General features: G+C 59.0%; 13 protein-coding genes and 2 pseudogenes. 6 read left to right on the forward strand and 9 right to left on the reverse strand.

Features of this window, described 5'->3' with window-relative positions; genetic code table 11:
* The first annotated feature begins 118 nt into the window (after window positions 1–118).
* Genes M5B42_RS12505 through M5B42_RS12515 form a run of 3 tightly spaced genes read left to right on the forward strand, consistent with a single transcriptional unit; the run spans window position 119 to window position 2590 of the window.
* On the forward strand, window positions 119–946 hold the full coding sequence (locus M5B42_RS12505) for a helix-turn-helix transcriptional regulator (protein ID WP_103499344.1): 828 nt from the start codon (window positions 119–121) through the stop codon (window positions 944–946).
* Window positions 946–2364 carry an AdeC/AdeK/OprM family multidrug efflux complex outer membrane factor gene (adeC, locus tag M5B42_RS12510; protein WP_247263495.1) on the forward strand — a complete coding sequence of 473 codons (1419 nt, stop codon included), beginning with the start codon at window positions 946–948 and terminating at the stop codon, window positions 2362–2364. The genes M5B42_RS12505 and adeC overlap by 1 nt, the downstream gene beginning before the upstream one ends.
* 19 nt (window positions 2365–2383) lie before the next feature.
* Window positions 2384–2590 (forward strand): hypothetical protein, encoded by a 207-nt coding sequence (locus M5B42_RS12515; protein WP_103499346.1) that lies wholly within the window; start codon window positions 2384–2386, stop codon window positions 2588–2590.
* 108 nt (window positions 2591–2698) lie between these two features.
* Here the strand turns inward: M5B42_RS12515 and M5B42_RS12520 are convergent, their stop codons facing one another.
* Genes M5B42_RS12520 through M5B42_RS12530 form a run of 3 tightly spaced genes read right to left on the reverse strand, consistent with a single transcriptional unit; the run spans window position 2699 to window position 6803 of the window.
* Window positions 2699–4039, reverse strand: coding sequence for an MFS transporter (locus M5B42_RS12520; protein ID WP_247263496.1), 1341 nt, complete (start codon window positions 4037–4039; stop codon window positions 2699–2701).
* Between the two features lie 41 nt (window positions 4040–4080).
* Window positions 4081–5622: an AMP-binding protein gene (locus M5B42_RS12525; RefSeq protein WP_103499342.1), complete on the reverse strand. Its 1542-nt coding sequence runs from the start codon at window positions 5620–5622 to the stop codon at window positions 4081–4083.
* A 2-nt stretch (window positions 5623–5624) separates the two neighbouring features.
* Window positions 5625–6803: an acetyl-CoA acetyltransferase gene (locus tag M5B42_RS12530; RefSeq protein ID WP_248746008.1), complete on the reverse strand. Its 1179-nt coding sequence runs from the start codon at window positions 6801–6803 to the stop codon at window positions 5625–5627.
* Between the two features lie 149 nt (window positions 6804–6952).
* On the opposite strand from M5B42_RS12530, the gene M5B42_RS12535 reads away from it, so the two are divergent.
* Together M5B42_RS12535 and M5B42_RS12540 are read left to right on the forward strand one after the other, a co-directional pair.
* Window positions 6953–7525, forward strand: coding sequence for a LuxR C-terminal-related transcriptional regulator (locus tag M5B42_RS12535; RefSeq protein ID WP_103499341.1), 573 nt, complete (start codon window positions 6953–6955; stop codon window positions 7523–7525).
* 80 nt (window positions 7526–7605) lie between these two features.
* A pseudogene (locus tag M5B42_RS12540) lies at window positions 7606–7762 on the forward strand (addiction module antidote protein, HigA family); the annotation flags it as partial.
* 70 nt (window positions 7763–7832) lie between these two features.
* Here the strand turns inward: M5B42_RS12540 and M5B42_RS12545 are convergent.
* The 5 genes and pseudogenes from M5B42_RS12545 to M5B42_RS12565 form a co-directional block, all read right to left on the reverse strand.
* A complete protein-coding gene (locus tag M5B42_RS12545; protein WP_248746009.1) occupies window positions 7833–9074 on the reverse strand; it encodes a M20/M25/M40 family metallo-hydrolase in 1242 nt (413 codons plus the stop codon).
* A gap of 64 nt (window positions 9075–9138) precedes the next feature.
* Window positions 9139–9939 carry a class I SAM-dependent methyltransferase gene (locus M5B42_RS12550; protein WP_248746010.1) on the reverse strand — a complete coding sequence of 267 codons (801 nt, stop codon included), beginning with the start codon at window positions 9937–9939 and terminating at the stop codon, window positions 9139–9141.
* A gap of 248 nt (window positions 9940–10187) precedes the next feature.
* The gene (locus M5B42_RS12555; RefSeq protein WP_218171284.1) at window positions 10188–10550 is read right to left on the reverse strand and encodes a hypothetical protein; all 363 of its coding nucleotides are present in this window, start codon (window positions 10548–10550) and stop codon (window positions 10188–10190) included.
* 602 nt (window positions 10551–11152) lie between these two features.
* Window positions 11153–11596 (reverse strand): DUF2846 domain-containing protein, encoded by a 444-nt coding sequence (locus tag M5B42_RS12560; RefSeq protein WP_103496604.1) that lies wholly within the window; start codon window positions 11594–11596, stop codon window positions 11153–11155.
* Window positions 11597–11894: 298 nt separating this feature from the next.
* Window positions 11895–12200 (reverse strand): annotated as a pseudogene (locus M5B42_RS12565) (IS481 family transposase); the annotation flags it as partial.
* A 183-nt stretch (window positions 12201–12383) separates the two neighbouring features.
* On the opposite strand from M5B42_RS12565, the gene M5B42_RS12570 reads away from it, so the two are divergent.
* On the forward strand, window positions 12384–13397 hold the full coding sequence (locus M5B42_RS12570; protein WP_248746011.1) for an IS110 family transposase: 1014 nt from the start codon (window positions 12384–12386) through the stop codon (window positions 13395–13397).
* 700 nt (window positions 13398–14097) lie between these two features.
* Here M5B42_RS12570 and M5B42_RS12575 read toward each other — a convergent pair.
* The gene (locus M5B42_RS12575) at window positions 14098–23775 is read right to left on the reverse strand and encodes a filamentous hemagglutinin N-terminal domain-containing protein (RefSeq protein ID WP_248746012.1); all 9678 of its coding nucleotides are present in this window, start codon (window positions 23773–23775) and stop codon (window positions 14098–14100) included.
* Window positions 23776–23914 lie beyond the last annotated feature (139 nt).

The raw sequence follows: 23914 nt of genomic DNA on the forward strand, positions 1-23914 counted from the left end.
ATACCTGAACTTCCAGGTATCAAGGCTAGAAATGGTTTGAGCGTCCCGGGGAGGCGGACGGACTTCGTACTCCCCGACGACAGGATTGCAAGCTACTTCTGATATGCAGGATCAGCATATGAACCAACAGACGAATGCCAAAGATGTAGAGAAAAGCCACATTTACCTGGAGCTGGGGAAACTGGTTTCCAGCGTCGGCAATGAAACATTCCTGACGAACATGCACCAACTGATCAACGCTTCGGTGGCGGTCAGCCGGGTTGAACTGAGCGAATGGACCGTCGACGACGCCCAATCGGCGGTTGTCGATGTCCAGTTGCTGGGCTACGCCGGTCTTGAGTTGAGCCCGCAGATGCAAGCGGTCTGCCCAACCAATGCCAAGCACCGCAACGACCATCCCTTGGTCAAGCGCGTGCTGGAAGTGGAAGACGCCCTGCTGATCCACCTCAATGCCCGGATGAAAAACGAGAAGGACAATAACTGCCTCGGCACATCCCATCAGTGCAGCCTGATTTCGCGCAAGGCCAATCGTTGCTGTGTGATTTCGCTGCACCGCCCACGGGTGGATCGCGACTTCACCCTGCAAGAGCTGTCCTTTCTGAAATACCTCTCCGAGACCTTGTTGCCCCTGACGGAGCGACATGCCCGTGCCCATCGCCAATCCAGCGCAAAAAGCCCGAGTGGGTCAAGCCCACGCAACCTGGTTGCCCTGGAACAGACGCAGTTGCAGCGCGAGTTCAACGAGCGTCTGAGTGCTTGCGAGGTCACGCTCTCGGTGCGGGAAAAAGAGGTCTGCCTGGGGCTGCTGGCCGGCGGCACCGTACCTGAGATCGCAGAAAAACTCTGCGTCAAGAACAGTTCCATCGAAACCTACCTCAAGCGTTCCGCGGCCAAGCTGGGTGTCAGCGGGCGACATGGGTTGGCCAAGTGGATGATAGGAGCATAATGAACAAATCCCTGAGCCCCTGGGTGGCCATGGCCTTTGCCCTGAGCGGCTGCTCGCTGATCCCGGACTACCAGCGCCCCGCCGCGCCAGTCGCCGCACAATACCCGCAGACACCCGCCTACGCCCCGGCTCTCTCCGGGACGATGGCCGCGGACGTGGGCTGGCGTGAGCTGTTCCGCGATCCGACGCTGCAACAACTGATCGAAAGCGCGCTGCTGAACAATCGCGACCTGCGTGTGGCGGCCCTCAATGTCCAGGCCTACCAGGCGCAATACCAGATCCAGCGCGCCGACCTGTTCCCGGCGATCAGCGCCAACGGCAGCGGCACCCGCCAGCGCCTGCCGGCCAGTCTCACGCAAACCGGCAGCGCGGTGACCAGCAGCACCTATTCGGCAACACTGGGGATCAGTTCCTATGAACTGGACCTGTTCGGACGCATCCGCGCCCTCAGTGACCAGGCCTCGTTGACCTATCTGTCCAGCGAAGAAGCCCGGCGCAGCACCCAGTTGAGCCTGGTGGCCAGTGTCGCCAACGCCTACCTGACCTGGCGCGCCGACCAGGAACTGCTGGCCTTGACCCAGGACACCCTCAGCTCCTACGAGAAGAGCCTGCGCCTGACCGAACGCAGCCAGCAAGTCGGCACCACCTCGTCCCTGGCCCTGGCCCAGTCGCGCACCTCGGTGGAAAGCGCCAGGACCAGCCTGGCGACCTTTCAGCGCCAGGTCGCCCAGGACCTCAACAGCCTGACCTTGCTGGTGGGCACAGCGGTCGCAGACACTCCGTCCAGCCGCCCACTGGCCTCCGACTGGCTCGCCGAAGTACCGGCCGGCCTGCCTTCGGACCTGCTGCAACGGCGTCCGGACATCCTCCAGGCCGAATATCAGTTGCAGTCGGCCAATGCCAGCATCGGGGCCGCCCGCGCGGCGTTTTTCCCGAGCATCACCCTGACCGCCAACGCCGGGACTTCCAGCAATGAACTGTCCGGGCTGTTCAAGGGCGGCTCGGGAGGCTGGCTGTTTCAACCGCAGATCAATATCCCGATTTTCAACGCCGGCAGCCTGCAGGCGAGCCTGGATTACTCGAAGATCCAGAAGGACATCCGCGTCTCGCAGTACGAGAAATCGATCCAGACCGCCTTCCAGGAAGTTTCCGACGGCCTGGCGGCACGCCAGACCTACAAGAACCAATTGAAAGCGCAGAACGATCTGGTGCAGGCCAACCAGGAGTATTACCGCCTGGCGGAACGCCGCTATCGTATCGGCGTCGACAACAGCCTGACCTTTCTCGATGCCCAGCGCTCACTGTTCAGCGCCCAGCAGAGCCTGATCACCGATCGGCTGTCGCAACTGACCGCCGAGGTCAATCTGTACAAGGCCCTCGGTGGGGGTTGGACGCAGCGGACACAAAAAACCTTGTAACCTTGTGAGGTCACTGATGATGGGCACATTCGAACCTGGTTCACATGTACGCCTGCGCTCGGGCGGCAAGATAATGGTGGTCAAGCACGGCTCAACGGCCGCCCATCTCCCGGAGACCCTGCTGGTGTTGTGCGAGTACCGGGCCAAGAATCGGTTGGTGCAGGGTTTCTATTCTGCGCGGGACCTGATTCTGGCGCCCAGGGAAGCGGTGCCCAATCAAGGCTGAACACGGTCCTGTAGGAGCAGGGCTTGCCCGCGAAGCTTTTGGCGGCCTCAAGTACGCCTTCGCGGGCAAGCCCTGCTCCTACAAGGTTGTGGCGTTCTCAAGATCTCATTAACTGGCCGGCATCGGTGCAGCGGCGCTCGGCACCACTTTGCGGGTCTGGGCCGCACCGGTGCTGGCAACAAAATCCCCCTGACGCAACAACACCAGCGCAATCAGCGACACCACCCCCGTGCCGACATAGAAGTACCAGGGCGAAGTAATGTCCCCGGTCAACTTGATCAGCCAGGTGGAAATCAGCGGCGCGCTGCCACCGAATACCGCCACCGGAATGTTGTACGCCACCGCGATACCGGTGGAACGGATGCGCGTGGGCAGCAGTTCGCTCATCAGTGCGTAGGTCGACGAGGCATACAGCCCGAACAGGATCGCCACCGCCATCAGCGGCCAGAAAAACGAGGCCGCCGTAGCCGTCGGCGCCGACTTGAACAGCCAGAACATCGCCAGGGTCGCCAGGGTCCCCACCACCAGCAGAAACGGCTTGCGCCCGTAGCGGTCGGTGAACGCCCCGCCGAACGGCATGACAAAGGCCGCCGAGAAGCTGGCGGTAAAGACGTAGAGCAGGGTCGTGCCGCTGTCGAACTTGAGAATGCTCGACATGTAGGTCGAGGCAAAGGTCAGTACCAGGTAGAAGATCGAGCTGTGCAGGGTGATGATAAAGAACACCAGGGCAATCGCCCGTTTCCACTGCCAGACTTCCCGCAGTGGCGCCTTCGAGGTCTGCCCGGCCTGCAGCAAGGCGATAAACTCGGGGCTGTCTTCCAGCTTCAGGCGAATGTACATCGAGATCAGGCCCAGGGGCGCCGCCATCAAAAAGGGAATGCGCCAACCCCAGTCCTGCATCAGCTCTGCGCCCAGGGTCCAGGTCATGCCGTTGGCCACCGCGCCACCGAGCAACAGGCCAAGCACCGCCGTGACCATCAGCCAGCAAGTGGCAAAGCCGCGCCGTCCTGGCCCCGCGTACTCGGAAATAAAACTGGTGATGGTGCCGATCTCGCCGCCGGCGGAAAAACCCTGCACGCAACGAATCAGCACCAGCAGGATCGGCGCGGCAATCCCCAAGGTTGCATAGGTCGGCAACAACCCCAGCAGGCAGGTGGAACCGGCCATCATCACCAGCACCGTGATCAGGGTCTTGCGTCGACCGATCTTGTCCGCCAGCGGGCCGAAGAACAGTCCGCCCAACGGCCGGATGAAAAAGCTCAGGGCAAAGGCGGCGAAACTGGCGAGCAGGCTGGTGGTGGGGTCGTCGGAGACGAAGAACGACCGGCCGATATAGACGGCGAGAAAGCCGTAGACGCCGTAGTCGTACCATTCGATCAGGTGGCCGGAAGTTGCACCGATAAACGCCCGGCGTCGTTGCCGGGCCGGGTCTGTGTGTTGCATTCCCATGGAAGGGACTCCTGTCTGATGGCTATCCGTAAAAGGGTTGTTCAGGGAACGAGGGTGTCATTGGCGCTGTGCTTCAACCACAGGCGCAGTTCGGTCTTGAGGACCTTGCCATAGCTGTTTCTCGGCAGATCGCTGCGAAAGACATACTTCTTCGGCTTCTTGAACGAGGCCATGCGCTCGACGAACCAGGCATTGAGCGACGACTCGTCAAGCGTCCCGGCGATGCGCGCGACGACGAACGCTACCACCGATTCACCCCAGTGTGCATCCGTTTCGCCGACCACACAGACTTCAAAGACCCCCGGGTGCTGTGCCAGCACTTCCTCGACTTCCCGGGGATAGATGTTGCTGCCGCCGGAAATGATCACATCCTTGGAGCGGTCGGTGAGCGTCAGGTAACCGGCCTCGTCGACAAAGCCCACGTCACCGGTCAGCAGCCAGCCTTCCACCAGGGTCTGGCGCGTTGCGGCCTCGTTGCGCCAGTAACCTTGCATGACGGTGGGCCCGCGCACGGCGATTTCGCCCATCTGACCAACCGGCAGCGGCCGGTGCCCGGGATCGAGGATGCGGATTTCCACGCAGGACTGGGCGCGGCCCACGGACGCGGTCAGCGTCGCCCATTCGGGGTGTTTGCGATCGGCAATCACCTGGCGGGACAAGGCACTGATGGTCATCGGGCTCTCGCCCTGGCCATAGATCTGCACCAGTCGTGGCCCGAAAGTAACGAGGGCCTCCTTCAGGTCCGCCTGGTACATGGGAGCGCCACCATAGACAATCGTCTTGATGCCCTCCCCGCTATAACCTTGACGGCGGGCCTGCTCGACCATGCGCTTGAGCATGGTGGGCGCCGTGAACAGACTGACATTGCCCAGCCAGTTCGCCAGGCCGAACAGCTCATCGGCCCTGAAGCCACGGGACTCAGGGACCACATGGCGCGCGCCACGGCGCACGTGGATAAAGTTGTAGAGACCGGCACCATGGGACATCGGCGCCGCATAGACCACGGCATCCTCGGCACTGACCGGGTCCACATCCAGCGGATAGCACAGCGACATGGCCATCAGGTTGCCATGGCTCAGCATCACGCCCTTGGATCGACCGGTGGTGCCGGAGGTGTAGAACAACCAGGCCAGGTCATCGGCATGACGCAGACAAGGGGTATCCAGCGCCGTCGAAGCCACCGGCTCGAACTCGCCCATGTCTTCCCGATCCAGCTCTCGGCAACCCGGCAGCGGGATATCGGGCGCGAACACCTCGCCACCGTCAGTGAAAATCAGCCGGGCCTGTGCGTTCTCGACGATCCAGCTGACCTCGACAGGGTGCAGCTTGCAGTTGATCGGCACCGCCACGGCGCCGACCCACCAGATGGCGTAGAGCAGCTCGAGGTATTCACAGCAGTTCAGCATGAACAGGGCGACACGATCACCAGGGACGATCCCGTGCTCGTTGACCAGATACGCGGCCCGGTGCCGAACCAGGGCCACAAAGGCCCCATAGTTGGCGACCTGCCTCAGCCCCTCGAACAAGGCGGGTTGCTCCGGACAACGCAAGGCGGTGTCTTCCAGCCAGTTGGCGATATTCATGCTCAGCTCCTGCGTGCCTGAAGAACCGAAGCGTAGTTGGCGACCGCCATGCCCCCCATATTGAATACCAGACCGAACTCGGGATTCTGGGCCGCGAGGCCAATCGGTTCGCCGGTCAGTTGTCGAAATGCCAGGGCATGCATCGAGACCCCGGTCGCGCCCACCGGGTGTCCCTTGGCCTTGAGTCCGCCGGACAGGTTCACCGGCAGCCGCCCACCCGGGCGCACGGTGCCGTCATCCAGAGCACGATGCCCTTCGCCCCGGGGCGCCAGGCCCATGGCTTCGTAGATCAGCAGCTCGGCGATGGTGAAGCAGTCATGGACTTCGGCAAAGCCGAGGTCGCCGAGGGTCACACTGGCGCTGCGCAGGGCCGAGTGGATCGCCCGCTGCGGCCCTTCGAAGGCGAGGATGTCACGGCGGGCTATCGGCAGCAGATCATTGACCTGGGCGGTCGAGCGGATCCGCACCTCGCGGCGGAACTGCTGCGCGCGCCGGGACGAGGCCAGCACAATGGCCGCCGCGCCGTCGCTGATCAGCGAACAATCGGTCAGGCGCAGCGAGGGCGCGACATAGGGATTGCTCCGGGAGACGTTGTTGCAGTGTTCGAAATCCATCACCCGATGCATCTGGGCCAGGGGATTGGCCATGGCATTGGCGTGGTTCTTGGACGCGATGGCGGCCATGGACGCCATGGGGCAGTGGTAACGCTGGCGGTACTGCTGCGCGGCAAGGCCGAACAGTTGCGGAAAACTCAAGCCCGCCTCCTCGCTATCGTTCTGGTACCCGGCACCGGCCAGGGCCTTGGTGACCTCGGCCGTGGAGTTGCCGGTCATCTTCTCGGCGCCCACCACCAGCACCAGCTCGGCGGAGCCCGAGAGAATCGCGTTGATCCCCGCCTGGATCGCCGCCGAGCCCGAAGCACAGGCGTTTTCACAGCGGGTGGCGGGTTTGAAGCGCAGCCCCGGGTCGGCTTGCAGCAGCAACGAGCTGGCAAAACCGTCCGGGACCAGGCCCGAATTGAAATGCCCAAGGAATAACGCATCGATCTCCGAAGCCGAGATCGCGGCATCCGTCAGCGCCTGACGGGTCACTTGAACGATCAGATCTTCCAGGGTGGAACCTTCAAGCCGGCCAAAGCGCGAGTGGCCGGCCGCAACAATGGAGACACAATCATGAATCATGGTGATTTTCTTCTTGGCATGGATCAGGCATTGCTTACAATGGCGCATCGCCGGTATCGCTCGCCAGTTAGTACAACTACCTACCTGGGTACGTAGCGATTCCGGGCCGGAAATCGCCAGTATCGGACTTACCTTGAGGCAGGATGCCAATGACCGTCTTCACACAACAACTGAAAGACCTTCAGCGCCTGGCCTTCATGGTCTCGCCCGCAGCGCAATTGATCACCGGCAATCGCCTGATGCTCGATTGCAACGAGGCCTTCCTGGAGTTGTTCGGTTACCCGCGCGAAGAGCTGCTGGGGCAGTTGACCCTGCTGATCTACCCGTCCCAGGCCGACTACAAGACCATCGGCAATCGCAGCCGCAGTTGGCTGCGCCGCAGCAAGAGCGGCTCCTACGCCGACGAACGTTTTATGCAGCACAAGAACGGCGAGGTGTTCTGGGCCAGGTCCCAGGGCTATACCCTGACTCCGGACGATCCGTTCAAGCTGATGGTCTGGCACTTCGAACGCCTGGATCGGGCACACCACGCCACGGTGGACCTCACGCCGCGGGAACGGGAAATATCGATGCATATCGTCAACGGCCTGACCTGCAAGGAAGTAGCCCGCAAGCTGGCGATTTCCCATCGGACCGTGGAAGTCCACCGTGCCCGCCTGATGAAAAAGATGCAGGCCAAGAACAGCGCGGACCTGGTGTCGAAGATCATCTTTGTCGATTGAGGCAAAAGTCCTTCGGATTTTTTTCGAAAGCGGCTCAACCAACGGACGTCGAATTGGTCAACTACTTGGACTACCACTGAACGGAGCTCCTTCATGGGCATGCCCCCATCAGCCCAGATCTTGCTGTAAGACTGGAGCGCGCTGGCATCAGTACTGCACGTCTCTGGCTGAGTATTCAGGCAGACGGTGGAGCATCGAGAACAGCCCACTATCGAACGTTATACCCAGGCGGGCTGATGCAAAGTTGGGGGCAACCTGCGCTCAGATCGTTCCCGGCGTTGCGGGAACGATCTGACAAAACCAGGCCCTAGCGCTTGGCCAGTTCCATGATCATGCGGCTCAGCAGATAGATCCGGGGCGACACGCTTTCCACCTCGGCGTATTCCTCGGGGGTATGGATATTACCGCCGACAATGCCGAAGCCATCCAGCGTCGGCGTGCCCACGCCCGCCGACAGGCTGGCATCCGCCGCCCCGCCGCTGCCCTCGATAGTCAGCTTGCGGCCCAGCTCGCCGTAGATCCCCTGGGCGATGGCCACCAGCGCATCCGACTCAGCGGTTTCCGGCATCGGCGGCAAACCGCGCAACAGGCTGGTCTTGACCTCGGTTTCCGGAATCAGCTTGTTGGCCGAAACCCGTGCCAGGTCCTTCTCGATCCGATCAAACTCCTCCGGCAATGCCGCCCGCACATCGGCCTTGGCGGTGGCCTGGTCAGGGATCACATTGATCCGGTCCCCGGCCTTGAGCACGGTGAAGTTGATGGTGGTCTTCTTCTCTTCATCGCCCAGCTTGCTCAGTTGCAGGATCTGGTGGGCTGCTTCCATGGCCGCGTTGCGTCCCAACTCCGGTGCCACGCCGGCGTGCGCGGCCTTGCCCTTGATCTCGACTACCGCGGTGGCGCTGCCCTTGCGCCAGACCACCAGGCCATCGGCCGGACGACCGGGTTCCAGGTTCAGGGTGACGTCGTGGGCCTTGGCGGTGTTCCGGATCAGTTCGGAGGCGATCTCCGAGCCGGTTTCCTCGCTGGCGTCGAGCAGGAAGGTGATTTGCGCGTAGTCCTGGAAGTTCTGGTTCTTCAGCACTTTGAGGGCATAGATCCCGGCGACGATGCCACCCTTGTCATCCATTACGCCAGGGCCGTAGGCGCGACCGTCCTTGATCTGGAATGGACGCTCGCTTGCCGAGCCTTCCTTGAACACCGTGTCCATATGCGCCATCAACAGGATTTTGGCCTTGCCGGTGCCCTTGAAGGTAGCGAGTACGTGGCTGTTACGGGCGTGTGCGTCGGGCACCAGTTCAATGGTCGCGCCGAGTTTTTTCAGCTCATCGACGGCGATATCGCGCACCTGGGTCAGGCCCGGCTCGTAGCCGGAACCCGAATCGATATTGACCAGGCGTTCCAGCAGCCTCAGGGCTTCGGCCTTGTACTGTTCGGCGTCGGCCTGGATTTGTTTATGGGGTTCGGCGCTCCAGGCCGGGGCGGTGAAACCGCAGGCGAGCGCCAGGCCGAGGGTGGTCGCCAGCAAGGTGCGGGGGAGATTGAACGTCATGAACGGGTCCTTGTTTTTTATTGGAGTGTTGCGTGTTGCTTGTCTACCGGTTGCTTCATCCTCGCTACATCTTGATGCCCGTCAGGGTGTAGCACATTGGCACAGCCCAATAGCCGTCTTCATAGATGTCATAGATCTCTTCCCGGTTGGAGTGCGGGTACTCCGAGAATTGACTGATGCGCAAACCGGCACTGATCGTGCCGGTGATGATTTCAGTCAAGGTATGAGGATGCCAGTAGCTACTGATGCCGTTGGCCTCGGCTTGGCCTTCGTAGACGATGGTTTTGTCTTCAACGATTGGGCCGGTCTGGAAGTAGGAGCTGGAGATTCTCCACGGGTCGGTAGACTCGGGGTCCAGCATCTCCAGAAAGGGATGGGTTTCGTAGATCACCAGCGTGCCGCCCGGCCTGAGCGTCTTCGCTGCGTGGACGAAGAACGCCTTGATGTCTGGCATCCAGTTCAGGACGCCGATGGTGATCAGGACGATATCGAAACTTTCGTGAAGATCGGCCGGTAACTCATGCACATCGGACTCGACGAATGTCGGTGTATGTGGGGATCGTGCCGTCAGCTCACGGGCCTGATCCAGAAAGGCCGAGGCCTGGTCCAGCCCCACGACGGTTCGGGCACCCAGGGCAAATAACGAAAGTGATTCGCGGCCGTTGTTGCAGCCCAGTTGGATAACGTCCTTGCCGGCGATACCGACCTCACGCAAGCGCTCGGTCAGGGTTGCATCCAGGCATGAAAAGTCTGGCATGTCGACAGATTCGAGGAGAGTCGTCCAGGCGCGGCTGGTTCTGTGGTGATCGGCGGAGGCGTTCCAGGCGTCTCGATTGCTGCTGATGACGCTCTTGGCGGATGACATGTTCTAGTTCCCTTAGAATGATTCTTCGTCTGCAATAAATCTCGACCGGGCTGTCTTGCCTGAGTCTTACGCAATGCTCATTGCGTCTAATACAGAGTTGAACGATCTTCAAAGCGTACGTGAATTGGCGGGTACAAGGAAGGCAGCAAGATTTGCGTTGGCCTTAAACGAAAAAGAGATCAAGCAGCCAAATACTTGATCTCTCTGAGTGGGGAAACGGGAGCAGATTTATTTGCTCACAGCCTCAATCAATCGACAGTTTGTCCACTGCGTGAGGACAGCTGATTGGACGGGGCCGCACCCTCAAGCAAGGCGTCCACCACTGCACGCGCCACCTCCACCGAATGCAGCATGCCCCAGAACAACGCCCGCTCGACGGGGTTGGTATGCAGGCTGATTTCGTCGCCATTGAGCTCCGCCGTTTCGAGCAGATTGGAAACGTAGGTCAGTGCGTCCTGGGCGTTGATGCCTGGTTGGATGGCGAACAGCGTAGGCTTGTACGGGGCTTCGGGGGTGACGGGTTTGGAGCAGGTGAACGCGAGGGTATCGAGCAACCGGGGTGTGCTTGCCGGGGCCGGCTCGGGTTCGTTGGAAAGTTTGCGCAGGTACATCGCCCTGTCGGCGGTACTGAGGGTTTTGCGAACACCCGGCGGATCTGGAGTGATTTTCTTGGTCACGGTAAAGCTCCTCTGTTAAGAAAAGGAACTCGTCACCCCACGCTGCAAAACGAAAGGTGGCAAGCTGTACACAGGTTTGCAGACCGGAACAGAGGACCGGCAGGCCGAAGCCTCCTGCGCACAGCTCGCCATAACGCGAGCACAAAAACCGCTTTCGCGGCGCTGTGCGCCTCTGTAGTTCCGGGCTGCAAAACCCGAGTCGCTGAATTTGCAGCGACAGCCGAACTGTAGCCCTGGCGTTTGGCGCACGCAATATTCTCCCATGCCTGTAGCGCGTGGGAAATATGAGTTTTTTCGGCAGTCCATTTCGCGTATTGATTGAGCGCTACTGAGCCGCGCGCGCTAAAGCGAAGACCCAAGCCTTACCCCATACTGATGAAAACACGTCGATCAGCAACGGAGGATGTCAGGAAAGCAGGCATCGGAAGAGAGTTAAGTGCCAATCAAATGCGTCCCCTTTTCCGAGGTACATCTGCGAGGCGGGATAAGCGCTTGATTGAATCGCTCCCGCACTGCACGCGGGAGCGACCGGAACCTTACTGAGCCTGGATCAACTTGCTTTCGCTGACACCGGCACGGCCGGTTTTGTCGTCGACAACTTGCAGGTTGTTGCGGGCCTTGATGAAACCTACTTTCACTTCCTGCCAGACAAAATAGTTCTTGCCGGCTTCAGCCGTAAGTTTCAACTCGGAATCGTTTTCTGCCGAAGACACCAACGTCTGCTGGCCCGCCGGGACAGAGAGCATCAGGTAAGACTTGGCAACGGTCTGCCCTACTGGCTTACCGTTGAGCGCGACGGGCATTTTCACGCCGGCGCCCATGCTTTCGTTGCGATAAACGTAGATGTTGGCTTTGTCGGGGCTGACCTGAAACGTCTTGGCTTGAGCGTCCTGGTTGTCGTCAGCCATTTTTACCGAAGCGCAGCCAGCGGTAAGGGCGGTCAGTGCCAGCAAAGCGGTGAAGGTGAACTGCTTGAACATTGTGTATCTCCATTTTTTGATGAGTCCAACGAACCGTTATCGGCAGCGCTCGACAAAAGGCAATGAGCCATCATTGAAAAAACGGAAATAATTTCATCAGCGTGTGATGCCAGTGCCGCTAAGGAAACTCCGAACAAGCCCCCAAACGTGCTGAAATACAGTCTCATCAGCAGAGTCTGCTCATCGCCTCCTTTACCGCGAAAACGTCCCAACGAGGCATCCAAAACAGCACCGCTGGCGAGACAAACGATTCCCACCAACCGGCAGATGGGAAAGCCCAGCCCGGCTTTTTGCCCACGAGAGCACTGCGACTCAGTTGGGGAAAGCACTCATGAAGATGCCCCAGCATGTCGTCCAAAGGCAGCATTGTCCGCCGACGGAACTCAACCACCATCTGTTCTTCACTCGGTGTCAGCTTTGCGCTACGCGGCCGGGCAGGCCCCATTCGCGAGTCCTTGGTTGTTGACCGTGAGCGCCATTTGGCTACGGTCTTTACGTTCAATCTGTAACGGGCTGCAAGCTTGCGATTCGACTCTTGCGACGCTTGGAGCTCGACTCGAATTCGCGGCGTTGTCCGGGCTGAACCATGAAGACGTCCTTCCATAATGCATCCTCTTGCTCTGCCATTCGGGACGGATTTATTTTCTGTTCATTTACTGCCGCGCCTTGGCGCCCACCGAAAAAAAAATCAAATAAATCTGAGAATCATCTGGCCGGCCTCCCCACCTCACGGAGGTGGCGCAAAATTCAAGGTGCGAACTTAGTCTTTTGCTGTGAGGAGGCCGTGATGAAATTCTGTGGCATAGACCTGCATTCGAACAATAGTGTTGTGGTGGTTACCGACGAAATGGACCGGGTGCTGGTCAGTCGACGGTGCCCCAATGAGATGACGCCAATCCTCTCGCTACTCGAGCCTCATCGGGCCGAACTGGTCGGTGTCGTGGTTGAGTCGACGTACAACTGGTACTGGTTGGTCGATGGCCTCAAGGCGGCGGGCTTCGAGGTTAAACTGGCGAACCCCGTGGCGATGAAACGCTACGACGGTTTAAAGCATTCCGACGACAAGGATGATGCGGCTTTCCTGGCACATTTGCTGCGGCTCGGGATTTTGCCAACGGGGTACATCCACCCGCCGCAAGAACGAGCGCTGCGAGATTTGGCGCGTAAACGCATTCAGTTGGTACGCAGTCGGACTCAGCACATTCTGGCCGTCGAGAACATCATGACGCGTCAGTTTGGCCACCGGTTGAGCTGCAATGACGTCAAAGGGCTGTCAGCCACATCCGTGGACAGGCTAGGCCTGTCAACGGATGTGGCGCTGGCGATGAAAGCCAATGTTGCCATCATCCAGGCGGTGCAGGCTCAAATTGATTTTCTTGAGGACCGATTGCTGCAGGAAGCCAGTCTGCGCCCAGAGTTTTCCTTATTGAAAACGATGCCCGGGATTGGCGAAGTTCTGGCTACGGTGATCATGCTGGAAACGAGAGATATTGAGCGCTTTGCCGACGTCGGCAACTTCGCTTCTTATGCCCGATGTGTAAAGAGCGCGCATTACTCCAACGGCAAGAAAAAGGGCGAAGGTAACACCAAGAACGGCAATGCTTACTTGATCTGGGCCTTTATCGAAGCGGCGAATTTCGCTCGGCGTTTCAGTGATGATGCCAAACGCTTTTTCGAGAAAAAGAAAGCCAAGACCAATGCTGTGGTCGCCACGAAAGCGCTGGCTCACAAGCTGGCTCGGGCGAGTTACCACATTCTGAAGGAGAAACAGCCTTTCGATGCTAAACGCTGTTTCGCCTGAGGAGCGAATTAAGGTGATGGCCGGCCAACCAAAAAGGGACTGGGCGCGAACCATGAAATCTGAGTGGCGTCCGGCTGTCACCGCCTGAGTGTGTTGTAACCGGGTCGTCTGCCAAGTGAGCCCGCTGGGACTGGACGTGCTTTGCACGAGCCACAGTTCTGTGACACGTTTTGGACACAATGGCGGCACCAACGTTTCTCTGGGGCAGTTCTCTGCCAGGGCGGTGCATGCAATACCGCTACCGCTTGATCCACATGGGTGTCAGGCACGACTCGGTCGTAGCCAATGACGAGGAAACGGATTCGACGGGTTCAACCAGACAGGTCGAGAAAGAGGGAAAACTCTGCAGTTAAAAACTGCAGAGCGAGTTGGCTTTTAGCCTTGACTTGAGACCGGCTAATGGGTGCCCCCTTTTTCCAAACTCATCACTTTTTCTCCTCCCGAATATAAGATCTAAATTTATTCCGCCCTCCCTCCTCTAGGTGAAGCCTCTCACATTTCGGACAACGATATACTGTAGTTGATTTTGAATCTATAGCATTGTAAAACTCACCCTCCGAAAGCCCGCCTTTTGAAACCAAATCCCCCACTTCTTCAATTACCCGATCAGGAACAAGAGTCAACTCACTCTCCGATGTGCCATTGGAGAGATTTATTACATACCCACACACACATGCAAATTTAGGCATACGACACCACCTCAAGGACGATCAAATCGAATAACACTTCCATCGGCCTTTTGAAAAAGGATAGTTTTTATACTTTGAGCATTTGTTTTGCCCCACATACGGGCAGCGATAGAGGACATGTCTGTGCTTTCTATATCCGCTTGGACCAAAACACCAACCGCTTGGTCTGCCTTTTTTTCAATCCCTCGGAGGATCTTATCAGGAGCAATATTTTCAGGGGTATACACATCCACATCCCCAATACCTTCAACGAAGAGATCGGCAGTTCGCACCCCCTCAATACCTTGTGATGATGCTGTAGCCTGATGGGTGACATGGTAGCCGAGATCGGACAATCCTTCCCCTGCTCGAATTTCATTTGCGTCAGGTACCGCGCCGGCCTCAGTCTCGACCCTACCCGCGACCTCAACACTTTTCTCACCCGACACCTCAACAACCGAGGTGCCGCTGGGCGTCTCGGCAATTACTTCGGGGGCGGGATTCTCACCGATACTGAACAGCCGTCCTGCATTCGGCAACGAGGCAAGAGCTTCCTCCAAGGATATTTCCAAGACGGCGGCACTCCTACCCACAACACCGCCCATTAGCGCCGCCGCCAACAAGGCAGGCTGACTGAACGGGTTCTTGGACGGAGTCCCACCTGGACCGCCCGGATTACCGAAGCCTGACGTAGGATCTATCGTAGCGCTATCTGCATCAGGATCGCCCCCGCCCTTCTGCGTGGTGGGATGCGAGAGCGCATACGCCTTAGCGAATAGCTCCACAAGATGAAGCTGCTCGTTGTACTTCTCCCCATACCCACCAATCATGCTCCCCGTGGCAGCATCGCCACCGGCCAGAGACGCAGAAAGCAGCCCGATAATCTGGGCAGTCGCGATCTTGTCCTGACTCCCCTGCTGGCTCAGGTCACCGGATGCAAATTTATCACTGACGTATTGCGCCAACAGCCCGTTGGCAATAGGTGTCAGCCCTTCAGCAACACCGCCCGCAATTGCCCCACTGGTGAAGTCATGTCCCTTGGCCACCGAGATCAACCCACCCAACATGGCGTGGAGCATCATTGTCGTTGCGGTGCCCGAATCAACACCCAGGGTTTGAGCCAGATCACCCACACCTCTGTTGCCGGCCGCAGCGCCAAGATCAATACCCTCGTTGATCAACGCACTGCCCAGGTTGCTGCCAAAGCTGCCGCCATTGATGGCCGTCGAGATTCCACTGCTGATTACCGCATTCGCGCCGCTGCGCAAAGCAGTATCAGCCGCGTTGCTCCAAGTCAGCATCTGGCTGGTGTAACCCGGATTCTGGACCGGTCCCAATGTCGTGACCTGAGAACCACCGCTGGTTGCACCTGCCACGGGCTTGAACCAAGTACTGTCGGCGTAGCTTATGGCGCCTGCCGTCAGCCCGCCTATAGCAGCATTTTTCAGGCTGTTGGCACTGAAGGTGTCACCCAGTGCGGCACCCAGATTCCCTTTGTCGTTTATGATGCTGACGGCACCAGTGCCGGCCAGAGAGGTCAATGTCGCCGTCAGCGCCACGTTAGCCCAGCCCGCAGACGCAGTCCCGACCGCCGTCCCCGCAGCCATCATGGCTTCGCTGCCTCCAGCCGCCAGCGCCGCGCCACTACCCGCTTGAGCGCTCGCCCCGGCCATTGTTCCTATCGCACTGCTCGCAGTCCCCGCCGTCAGTACCGTGACAATGATGATGATCGCCAGCATTGCCCCCTGCCCAAGGCCGGAATGGCTGTAGCTGTAGGAGTCGTGCATCTCCTTGATCTGCCGCCAATCCACATCACCGCGCTTCTCGGCATCCTTGAGCCAGGCCAGTTGCGGGTCGGCCTGGACCATGGCATCGATGGCCTGGCTTACCGTCTGTTCGTTGACCTGCTTGACGTCGATGTGCAGCCCATCGACCGCCTTGATGACCAACTGCCCCTTGGCCGACATCTCGGTCTGCTTCAGGGTTTCGTCGGTGCTGCCGCTACCGCTCATGCTGGTCCGGGCAAAGCCGTTATCACTCTTGCTGTGGTCCTCCTTGTGCAGATCCTTCACACCTTCGAAGGTGATGGTTCCACCGCTCTGCAAGGTCAGGTCCTTGTTACTGTCCAGCCTGGCGACCTGATAGCGCTGGTCGCTGCCGCTGATCAGGCCGATATCGCCGCCGGCCTTAATCTGGCTACCGATGTTGGTGACCTGGGTGACCTCGTCGTGCCGTGAGTTATCAGTGTTTCTCTGGTCATACAGCGAGTAATCGGTGTTCTGCGCGGCGAGCACATTCAATTGGCCCCCGGCTACCAGAAAGGCGTCATTGCCGGCGCTGACCTTACTGGAAACAAGTGCCATGTCTTGGCCCGCACTGAGCCTGAGATCGCCTCCGGCGTTGACGCTGGTCGATACCTGCGCAACGTGGTCTTTTTGCTCGGTGAGGCGGCTAATCTCGTAATCGAAGTGACTTTCGTCCGCCGCCGAAGCCAGGACCAGGTTTTGCGCGGCAGTCATGGCGATATCGCGCTTGACATCGACTTGGCTTGCAATCACAGCCAGATCACGCCCGGCTGTAAGACTCAGGTCACGTCCGCTTTCAACACTGCCAACGTTTTGATGGACACTCGTACTCCGAGCGCCCCAAAGATCGCTGTTCGTGGCGGCTGCGGAGGTAAGGCTGATGTCACGGCCTGCATCAATCTTCGTGTCAGAGCCACTTTGCAGCACACTGCCAATGTTGTTGACGTCACGCCCCGCGCTGATGCTTAGCGTGTTGGCCGCTTCAATGCGTGCAGCGTTGTCGACGACATCCACACGATGGCTGTAGACATTATCGATACTGAGGCCAACGTTGTTGAGGCTTCGTTCGTTGGTGACGTCGCCCGCGACCGCTGTCAGGCCAACATCACGCCCGGCAATGATGCCGCCAGCCCTGTTCGTCAGGTTGTTGCCGGCGAGCAGGTCGAGACGCGCGTAGGCCTGTGTCAACCCGCTGTTGGCCAGATCGTTGCCCGCAGCAGCCGACAAAGTGTTGTTGGCATGCAGAGTGCCACTGTTGTTGAGGTCCTGACCGGCGATCAAGTTGACGTCGTTACCCTCGATCAACGCGCCGTTGGGGCCCAGGCGATTGTTGGCCTGTGCCAGGTAGAGCACCGGCACCATGACCTCCTCACCATTCACCACCTGTTTTTCCATCCAGACGATGTCGTGAGTCAGGGCCGCGACCTGCTCGCTGGTCAGGCTGACGCCGTAGCTGAGGTTAAGCTGCTTCTGGCTGCTGATGGCGTTGTCCATCAGGTACTTGAACAGGGCTTCGTCCGAGGTCTGGCCATCGATGAAACGTTGCCCAGTACGGGCGACTACCGCCTGCTCAATCAGTTTCTGCTCATAGAGACCATCGCCCAGACGTTTGGCGCTGGTATCCGGGTTGTAACCCAATGCAGCCAGCAGATAGTCCGAGCTCATGAATTGCTTGAGGTCGGTCAGTGCCGGGTTGGTTTCGATCAGGTACTTCTGCGGACGGGTCCGGCCCGAGGTGTCCGGTAGCCCCTGGACGCGGGACAAACTTTGGTTGCTCGCGGAGGCGACCGTATCATCGGCACTTATCAGTTGGGCACTACTTGCCTGCTGATTTAACGGGATCTGCTGACGCGGTGCGAAGCTGATTGAGGAGCTACCAACACTCCAATTTTGCGACCCCGTGTTAGCTTGGTTTGCTGACTGAACGGACCCGCTTTGCCCACTCAGACGAAAAAGTCCGTTGGAACCGCTTGGAAGCGTAAAGCCAGGTAAAGACAACGGGTTGATTTGTTGCTGAGCCAAATCAGGAGGCAGCTGTGGATTAAGACTAATGACAGTTGTAAGGGTTTCCTTGTTCACACCTGTATCTTGTGTACTATTATTGCCTCCAGCGAACGCAATATTGTTATATAAAACACCGTTCTGAATTGTGTTTTTTGCATTAATCTCTACAGCCTGCCCCGCTTGAACAACGGAGGGCACGTTTCCGCCACGTGCATACACTGTGGATACGCTTTCAAGCTGAAAATTTGTGATAAATGCTGGAACCGCAACTTCCGGACCAACGCCAAATTTTGGGTTATACAGTTCCAAATTGGCATCCTGACCAAAATTGATTCCATCAACATTAACTGCCGCATCACCAGAAACAGTAGTATAAGAATGATACAGGTACTGAGTTCTTGAGTTTCTTTCCGCATAAACCGTTAACGCCCCACCATACGGAGCCGTATACGGGCCCAGAACAAGATCATTAATAACCGAAGGATCCCCTGTACTTATATAAGATCTGGTGCGGGTAAAATCCCCCGACTCTATTGATGTATTTTCAAACGAATCGACATTCAGCGTTATATTCTTCCCCGCAGAAATTACAGATCCAAAATTTGAGAAGACGGCAGCGTTCACCCCAAAATTCCCGCCAACCGAGACCGACGACACATTTCCTGTAACCGTTGAATCAGACCTTCCAGTCTCGACCACTTGAAACACAAGTGGAGGTGGGGAGTCGTAAGTAGAAGTATCATTAGCAGGATAAATCGTTATATCGCCTGATATTATTTTTTCCTGAGCCTCAACACCTTCAACCTTGTTATCAAACACATTTGTCGACAGCGAAAAATCACCGCCCACATTAATAGTGGATGCAATGTTTTTTACACTGTTGGCCCGACCACCATTCACACCAACAATGCTCAGCCCCTCCAAGCCATACAGAGCAGCATTCTGATTGGTGAAATCATTGACCTTTATATCCATATCCGAACCGCTGAAGATCAACCCTTGATCATTCAGCAGTGTTGGCGTATTCAGCGATAGTTTTTGGGCACTGCCCAGGGTTCCATAGTTATTGATTGTTCCTGCGGCAATACTCATGCCCGCCGCAGAAGTCAGCCGCCCATAGTTGCTCAGTTGACCGCCGACATTGAGGGTCGTATCGCTACCACCGGCAATGCTAGCGCTGCTGCTCAGATTCACCTGTGCCGCACTCAGGCCCAGGGTGCTCAAGCTGGTGTAACGTCCGTTACCGCCGTAGCTGCCACTTAGATTCAGGCTGGCCGTACCGTCACTGGCGATCAGACCGTCGTTGCTCCAGTTGCCGCCAGTACCGGTCAAGCTGGTGGAGGCCAGAAGCTGACCACCTGCGGTCTGGTTGAGGGTATTGACGTTCAGCGTCAACCGACCGGCCTGGATCACGCTGCTATTGGTCCAGTTGTCGGCAGTGAGGGTCAGGCCACCACGAGTGACAAAACTGCCGCCCGCGTTGGTAATGTTGGCCGTGGCAGTATCGAACGTGCCAGTACCGGTATGCAGCACACTGCCGCCCAGGTTCAGGAAGCTGCCAACGCCCAGGGTCAGGTCGCTGTTGGCGGTTTCCAGCTGGCCGTTGCTGTTGTCGAACAGCCCGCCAATCTGGAATTCGGTCTTGCCGCTGCCGCCCAGTGCTCGCAACTGGCCGGTCTGGTTATCCAGGCTCGCGGCGGTAATCGCCAGGGTGCTGCCACTTTCGATAATGCCCAGGCGGTTGTTCAGAGCGCCCGCGAGATTCAGGCTGATCTGGTTGCCGCCGATCTGCCCATCGCTGTCACCGCTGTTGTCGAAGTTATGGCCCGTGACCTGGACCAAGCCCTTGGCATAAACGCCGCCATTGCGGTTATCAAAATCCCCCGCCCCGGTGGCGATCAGCGCATCACCGGTTTGCGCGGTGAGATGACCACCGTAGTTGTCGATACCACCCCAGGCTTGCAGGTCCAGACGCTGGGCCTGAATCTGGCCGCCTTGGCCGTTGTTGTTGAGGTCGTAGCCGTTTTTCAGCACGCCGACAACGCGAGCCTGCAGCGCCCCCGCGATGCTGGACAGCAGGCCGCCACGGCTATCGATGTTCGCCGCGTTAAGGGTCAGGTCACCTGACTGGGCGATGACCTTGCCGCTCTGATTGTCGATATCGCCGCTGACATCGAGGTTGACCGCGCCCTGACCTTGCAGCGAGCCCATGCCATTACCGAGGCTGGCGGCGCTCAGTTGCAGGTCGGCGTTACGGCTGGCGATCAAACCGCCATTGCCGTTCTGCACCGTACCGGTCGAGGTGACCAACAGCTTGTCACCGGAGCCGATGGTGCCGCTGTTGCTGTTATCCAGGCCGCCGGTGAGCAAGGTCAACAGACCCTGGCTGGAGAGTTGACCGCCCTGGTTGTTGATCTGGGTGGAACGCTGAACCAGCAGTCGGCCGACGGCGGAGAGCTTGCCATTGGCATTGGTCAGCGTACCCAGCAGATCCAGGGTGACGGCAGCACCACCGCTAAGCGTGCCGTTGCTGTTATCGAAGTCGGTACCGGTGAAGGTCAGCGCCTGTTGTGCGTTGATCGTGCCGCTGCTGGTCAACGCCATCGTGTTCAGGGTCAGGGCCGCGCCGCTGTCGATCAGGCCGCCCTGAGCGTTGTTCAGCAGGCCGCTGACGGTCAGCGATTGCCCCGCCCCGCTGGAAAGGATGCCCTTGTTGCTGTTGTCGATACTGGCTGCGTTGACCGTCAAGGTCTGCTGGCTGGCCAGTGCGCCGGCATTGCTGTTGAGCAAGGCACCGCTCAGCGTCACGCCGACGTTACCGCTACGACTGGAGACCGTACCGTTGTTGCGGTTGTCCAGGCTGCTGCCAGTGAGCGTCACGCCCTGCCAACCGGAGAGCAGGCCAGCGTTCTGGTTGATCAGGTCGGTGGCCGTCAGGCTCAGCAGGCTATTGCTGATCAGTTGACCGCCGTTGCTGTTATCCAGGGTCCGCGCTGTCAGGTTGAGGCTCTGCGTGCTGGAGAGCGTACCGCCCTGATTATTCAAGTCGCGCAGGTGGTTGATCGTCAGATTGCCGGCCGTGGTGATCTGGCCTGCGGCGTTGTTCAGGTCGCCCGTTGCCGCACCGAAATCGAGGGCAATGGCACTGCCCAGCAGGCTGCCGCCCTGGTTGTTGATCCCTGCGCTGTTGATGGTCAGGCCACTGGTGGCGTTGATCAGTCCTTGATTCTGGTTGGTGAGCTGAGCACCAACGGTCAGACCCAGATCAGCGCGACTGGTGAGGGTACCGCCCGTGTTGTCCAGGCTGCCCGCCTGCGCATCCACCGAAGCCGCCGCGATCATGCCCTTGATATTGCTCAGCGCCTGGTCGATACGCAGGGTCAGGGCCTGGTTGCTGAGCAACTTGCCGTTGTCGTTGCTCAGGCTTTCAGCAGCAAAGGTGTAGGCCTGGGCGCTGGAGATTTCACCGCCCTGGTTGTTCACGCCCTTGAGGTTGTTCAGCACCAGCAATGGTGCGTTGATATAGCCGTTCTGGTTGTTCAACTGGCCGTGATTGAGGTCCAGGGTCAGGGCGCTGGTACTGAAGAGCTGGCCGCCTTGCTGGTCCAGGCCACTGACACTGGCGGTCAAGGCATGGCTGCTGGCAATGCTGCCGCCGTCCTGGTTGGTCACCTGCCCTGCGTTCAGATTCAGAGTGTCGTTGCTGCTTAGACGACCGCCGTGGCTGTTATCAAAAGTACCGGTCGTGACCCGGGTTGCGCCTTTGCCGGTCAGCACGCCGCTCTGGCTGTTGTCGAGGCTCGCGCTGGTGAGACCCAGGGTGGTGTCAGTTGCGATCGTGCCACCCTGGTTGACCACCGCCCCGTTGCTGGTCACTGTCAGGGCAGTGCCACTGGAGAGATTGCCGCCGCTGTTGTCGAGACTGCCAACGTTGAGACTCAGACTGCCGTCACTGGCGATCAGGCCCTTGAGGTTGCTCAGTGCACCGTCCAGGGTAACGACCACAGCGGATTGACCGCTGAGCGTGCCACCGCTGTTGTCCAGGCTGCTGCCATTGAGTGTGGTGGTGCCCGCCTTGCCGAGTAGCTGACCGCCGTTGCGATTGGTGACTGCCGCGACGCTCACGTGCAGATCGGTGTCGGCCAGGACCTTGCCGTTGTCATCGTTATTGAGCTGCTGACCCACCACCGTCACAGCCTGGGTGCTGGACAGCTCGCCACCCCGGTTATCGATTTGTCCGACGGTGAGGGTGGTGCCTTTGACGCCTCCGATCAGCCCGGCGTATGTGTTATCGAGACTATTGCCGTTCAGGCTCAGATTGCCTTGACTGACCAGCACACCCGCCCGGTTGCCCAAGGTCTGGACCGTGCCGGAAAGATCGCCCTGGCTGGAGATGGTACCGACAGCATTTTCAAGGTTATCGACCGTCAGGTTGAGCGTGCCGTCGGTGCTGAGCTGGCCGTTACTGTTGACCAGATGGCCCAAGGTGGCCGTGAGCGCGGTCGAACTGTTGATCAGGCCGCCCAGGCCATTGAGCGCCGTATCAACGGTCAGGTTCAGTTGCCCGGCACTCAGTACCCGGCCCTTGTTCTGGTTGTCGAGGGTGCCAGCGGTGACGGTGGTTTGCCGCTGCCCACTCAAGGTCCCGCCCTGGTTGCCCAGGGTTTGCGTGGCCGTGACGCTCAAGTCGCGACTGGCAATCACGCTCTGCCCGCTGTTGACAATGTTCTGCGCCGTGACGCTGACGTCCCCCGTGGTATTGCGCGAGTTATCGGCATTGACCCCGGCCTCGATAATGCCGTGGTTGGTCAACTGGCCGCCGCTGTTGAGGGTGATGCTGTCCCGGGCCGCCAGGTTGTTCTGGCTATTGAGATCCCCCGTGGTCTGCACGTTCAAGCTGCTGCCGGCGTAGACCGGACCTTGCGCATCGAGGCTCGCGGCCTTCACATTGACGGCGCCACTGGCGGTGGCCTGGACCATGCTCAACTGGCCATTGGCATTGAGCTGGATATCGCCGCCGCTGGCCGCCAGATTGCCGGCCAGCTTTACCCCTACCCCGGCTTCGGTCCCCACCAGCTTGATGGCGCCGGCGTACATGCCGCCCAGCGCCGAAGAATCGATGGCCACTTGGGGCTTGCTGCTGCCGTCGTCGGCACGCGCCGTGGCACTGAGCGTGCGGGCGTCGACATCGTTGCGACCGGCAATGATCGTCAGTTGCTTGGCATTGATCTGCGCGTTGATGCTCGCGGCGCGGGTGATGATTTCGAACTGGTCGACGTTGTTGGCATTCAGCCCCGCGCCGTCGATGGACACGCTGCCCTGGTCGACCTGGTAGCCGGTAACCTGGCCGTTGGTGATCACCGCCTTGCCGGTGGTCAGGGTCGCCTGCGGGGTGTTGATAAAGCCGCAACCGTTGCAACTGATGCCGTACGGGTTGGCGACGATCACATGGGCCGACTGCCCCGCCACCTCGGTGTAGCCGCGCAACTGGCTCGGGCTGCCGCCATTCACCTCGTTGAGGACGACATTGGCCGCAGCACCATTGAAATTCGGGTTGCCGAGAATGATCCCGCCCAGTTGCGTCGACTGGGTTCTATTCGTTGAGTTGTTGAGGATGACCCCGTTGGCCCCGACGTTGTAGTCGCTGAACTGGTTGTGTGACAGGCCCTGGGCATTCGGCGCGGCGATATTGACGATCGGTACGCCATTGCCCGCCTGACCCAGCGTCGTCCCCGGCGCATTGACCACGATCCCATCCGCCTGGGCCAACAATGGCTGCCAGAACATCGCATTCGCCAGAATGAACGCCAACCCGCGCTTGGGCAGTCCCCAAAAATGCTCACGGTTTTTCAGGGCAGCAGAAGGCTGGCGGGCCAGGAAGACAAGCTGACGAACGTCCATGTCGAGATCTCGATACATCGCAGGCGACAAGGCGCCCTTCAGATGGCGCTATGCCATCAACCGGCGGCGATACTAGGACGCCAATCCAATGGCGTCAATTTGTCCAACGCTAAATATTTTCAAAATATTTCAAAGCGTT

The sequence above is a fragment of the Pseudomonas sp. MWU12-2037 genome, assembly GCF_023242345.1.
GTDB classification, from domain to species: Bacteria; Pseudomonadota; Gammaproteobacteria; order Pseudomonadales; family Pseudomonadaceae; genus Aquipseudomonas; species Aquipseudomonas gingeri_D.

Excerpts from the sequence above, each read along its gene's own strand:
- M5B42_RS12505 (WP_103499344.1), top strand. The coding sequence starts at position 119 with ATGAACCAACAGACGAATGCCAAAGATGTAGAGAAAAGCCACATTTAC.
- adeC (WP_247263495.1), top strand. The coding sequence starts at position 946 with ATGAACAAATCCCTGAGCCCCTGGGTGGCCATGGCCTTTGCCCTGAGC.
- M5B42_RS12515 (WP_103499346.1), top strand. The coding sequence starts at position 2,384 with ATGGGCACATTCGAACCTGGTTCACATGTACGCCTGCGCTCGGGCGGC.
- M5B42_RS12520 (WP_247263496.1), bottom strand. The coding sequence starts at position 4,039 with ATGGGAATGCAACACACAGACCCGGCCCGGCAACGACGCCGGGCGTTT.
- M5B42_RS12525 (WP_103499342.1), bottom strand. The coding sequence starts at position 5,622 with ATGAATATCGCCAACTGGCTGGAAGACACCGCCTTGCGTTGTCCGGAG.
- M5B42_RS12530 (WP_248746008.1), bottom strand. The coding sequence starts at position 6,803 with ATGATTCATGATTGTGTCTCCATTGTTGCGGCCGGCCACTCGCGCTTT.
- M5B42_RS12535 (WP_103499341.1), top strand. The coding sequence starts at position 6,953 with ATGACCGTCTTCACACAACAACTGAAAGACCTTCAGCGCCTGGCCTTC.
- M5B42_RS12545 (WP_248746009.1), bottom strand. The coding sequence starts at position 9,074 with ATGACGTTCAATCTCCCCCGCACCTTGCTGGCGACCACCCTCGGCCTG.
- M5B42_RS12550 (WP_248746010.1), bottom strand. The coding sequence starts at position 9,939 with ATGTCATCCGCCAAGAGCGTCATCAGCAGCAATCGAGACGCCTGGAAC.
- M5B42_RS12555 (WP_218171284.1), bottom strand. The coding sequence starts at position 10,550 with ATGTACCTGCGCAAACTTTCCAACGAACCCGAGCCGGCCCCGGCAAGC.
- M5B42_RS12560 (WP_103496604.1), bottom strand. The coding sequence starts at position 11,596 with ATGTTCAAGCAGTTCACCTTCACCGCTTTGCTGGCACTGACCGCCCTT.
- M5B42_RS12570 (WP_248746011.1), top strand. The coding sequence starts at position 12,384 with ATGAAATTCTGTGGCATAGACCTGCATTCGAACAATAGTGTTGTGGTG.
- M5B42_RS12575 (WP_248746012.1), bottom strand. The coding sequence starts at position 23,775 with ATGGACGTTCGTCAGCTTGTCTTCCTGGCCCGCCAGCCTTCTGCTGCC.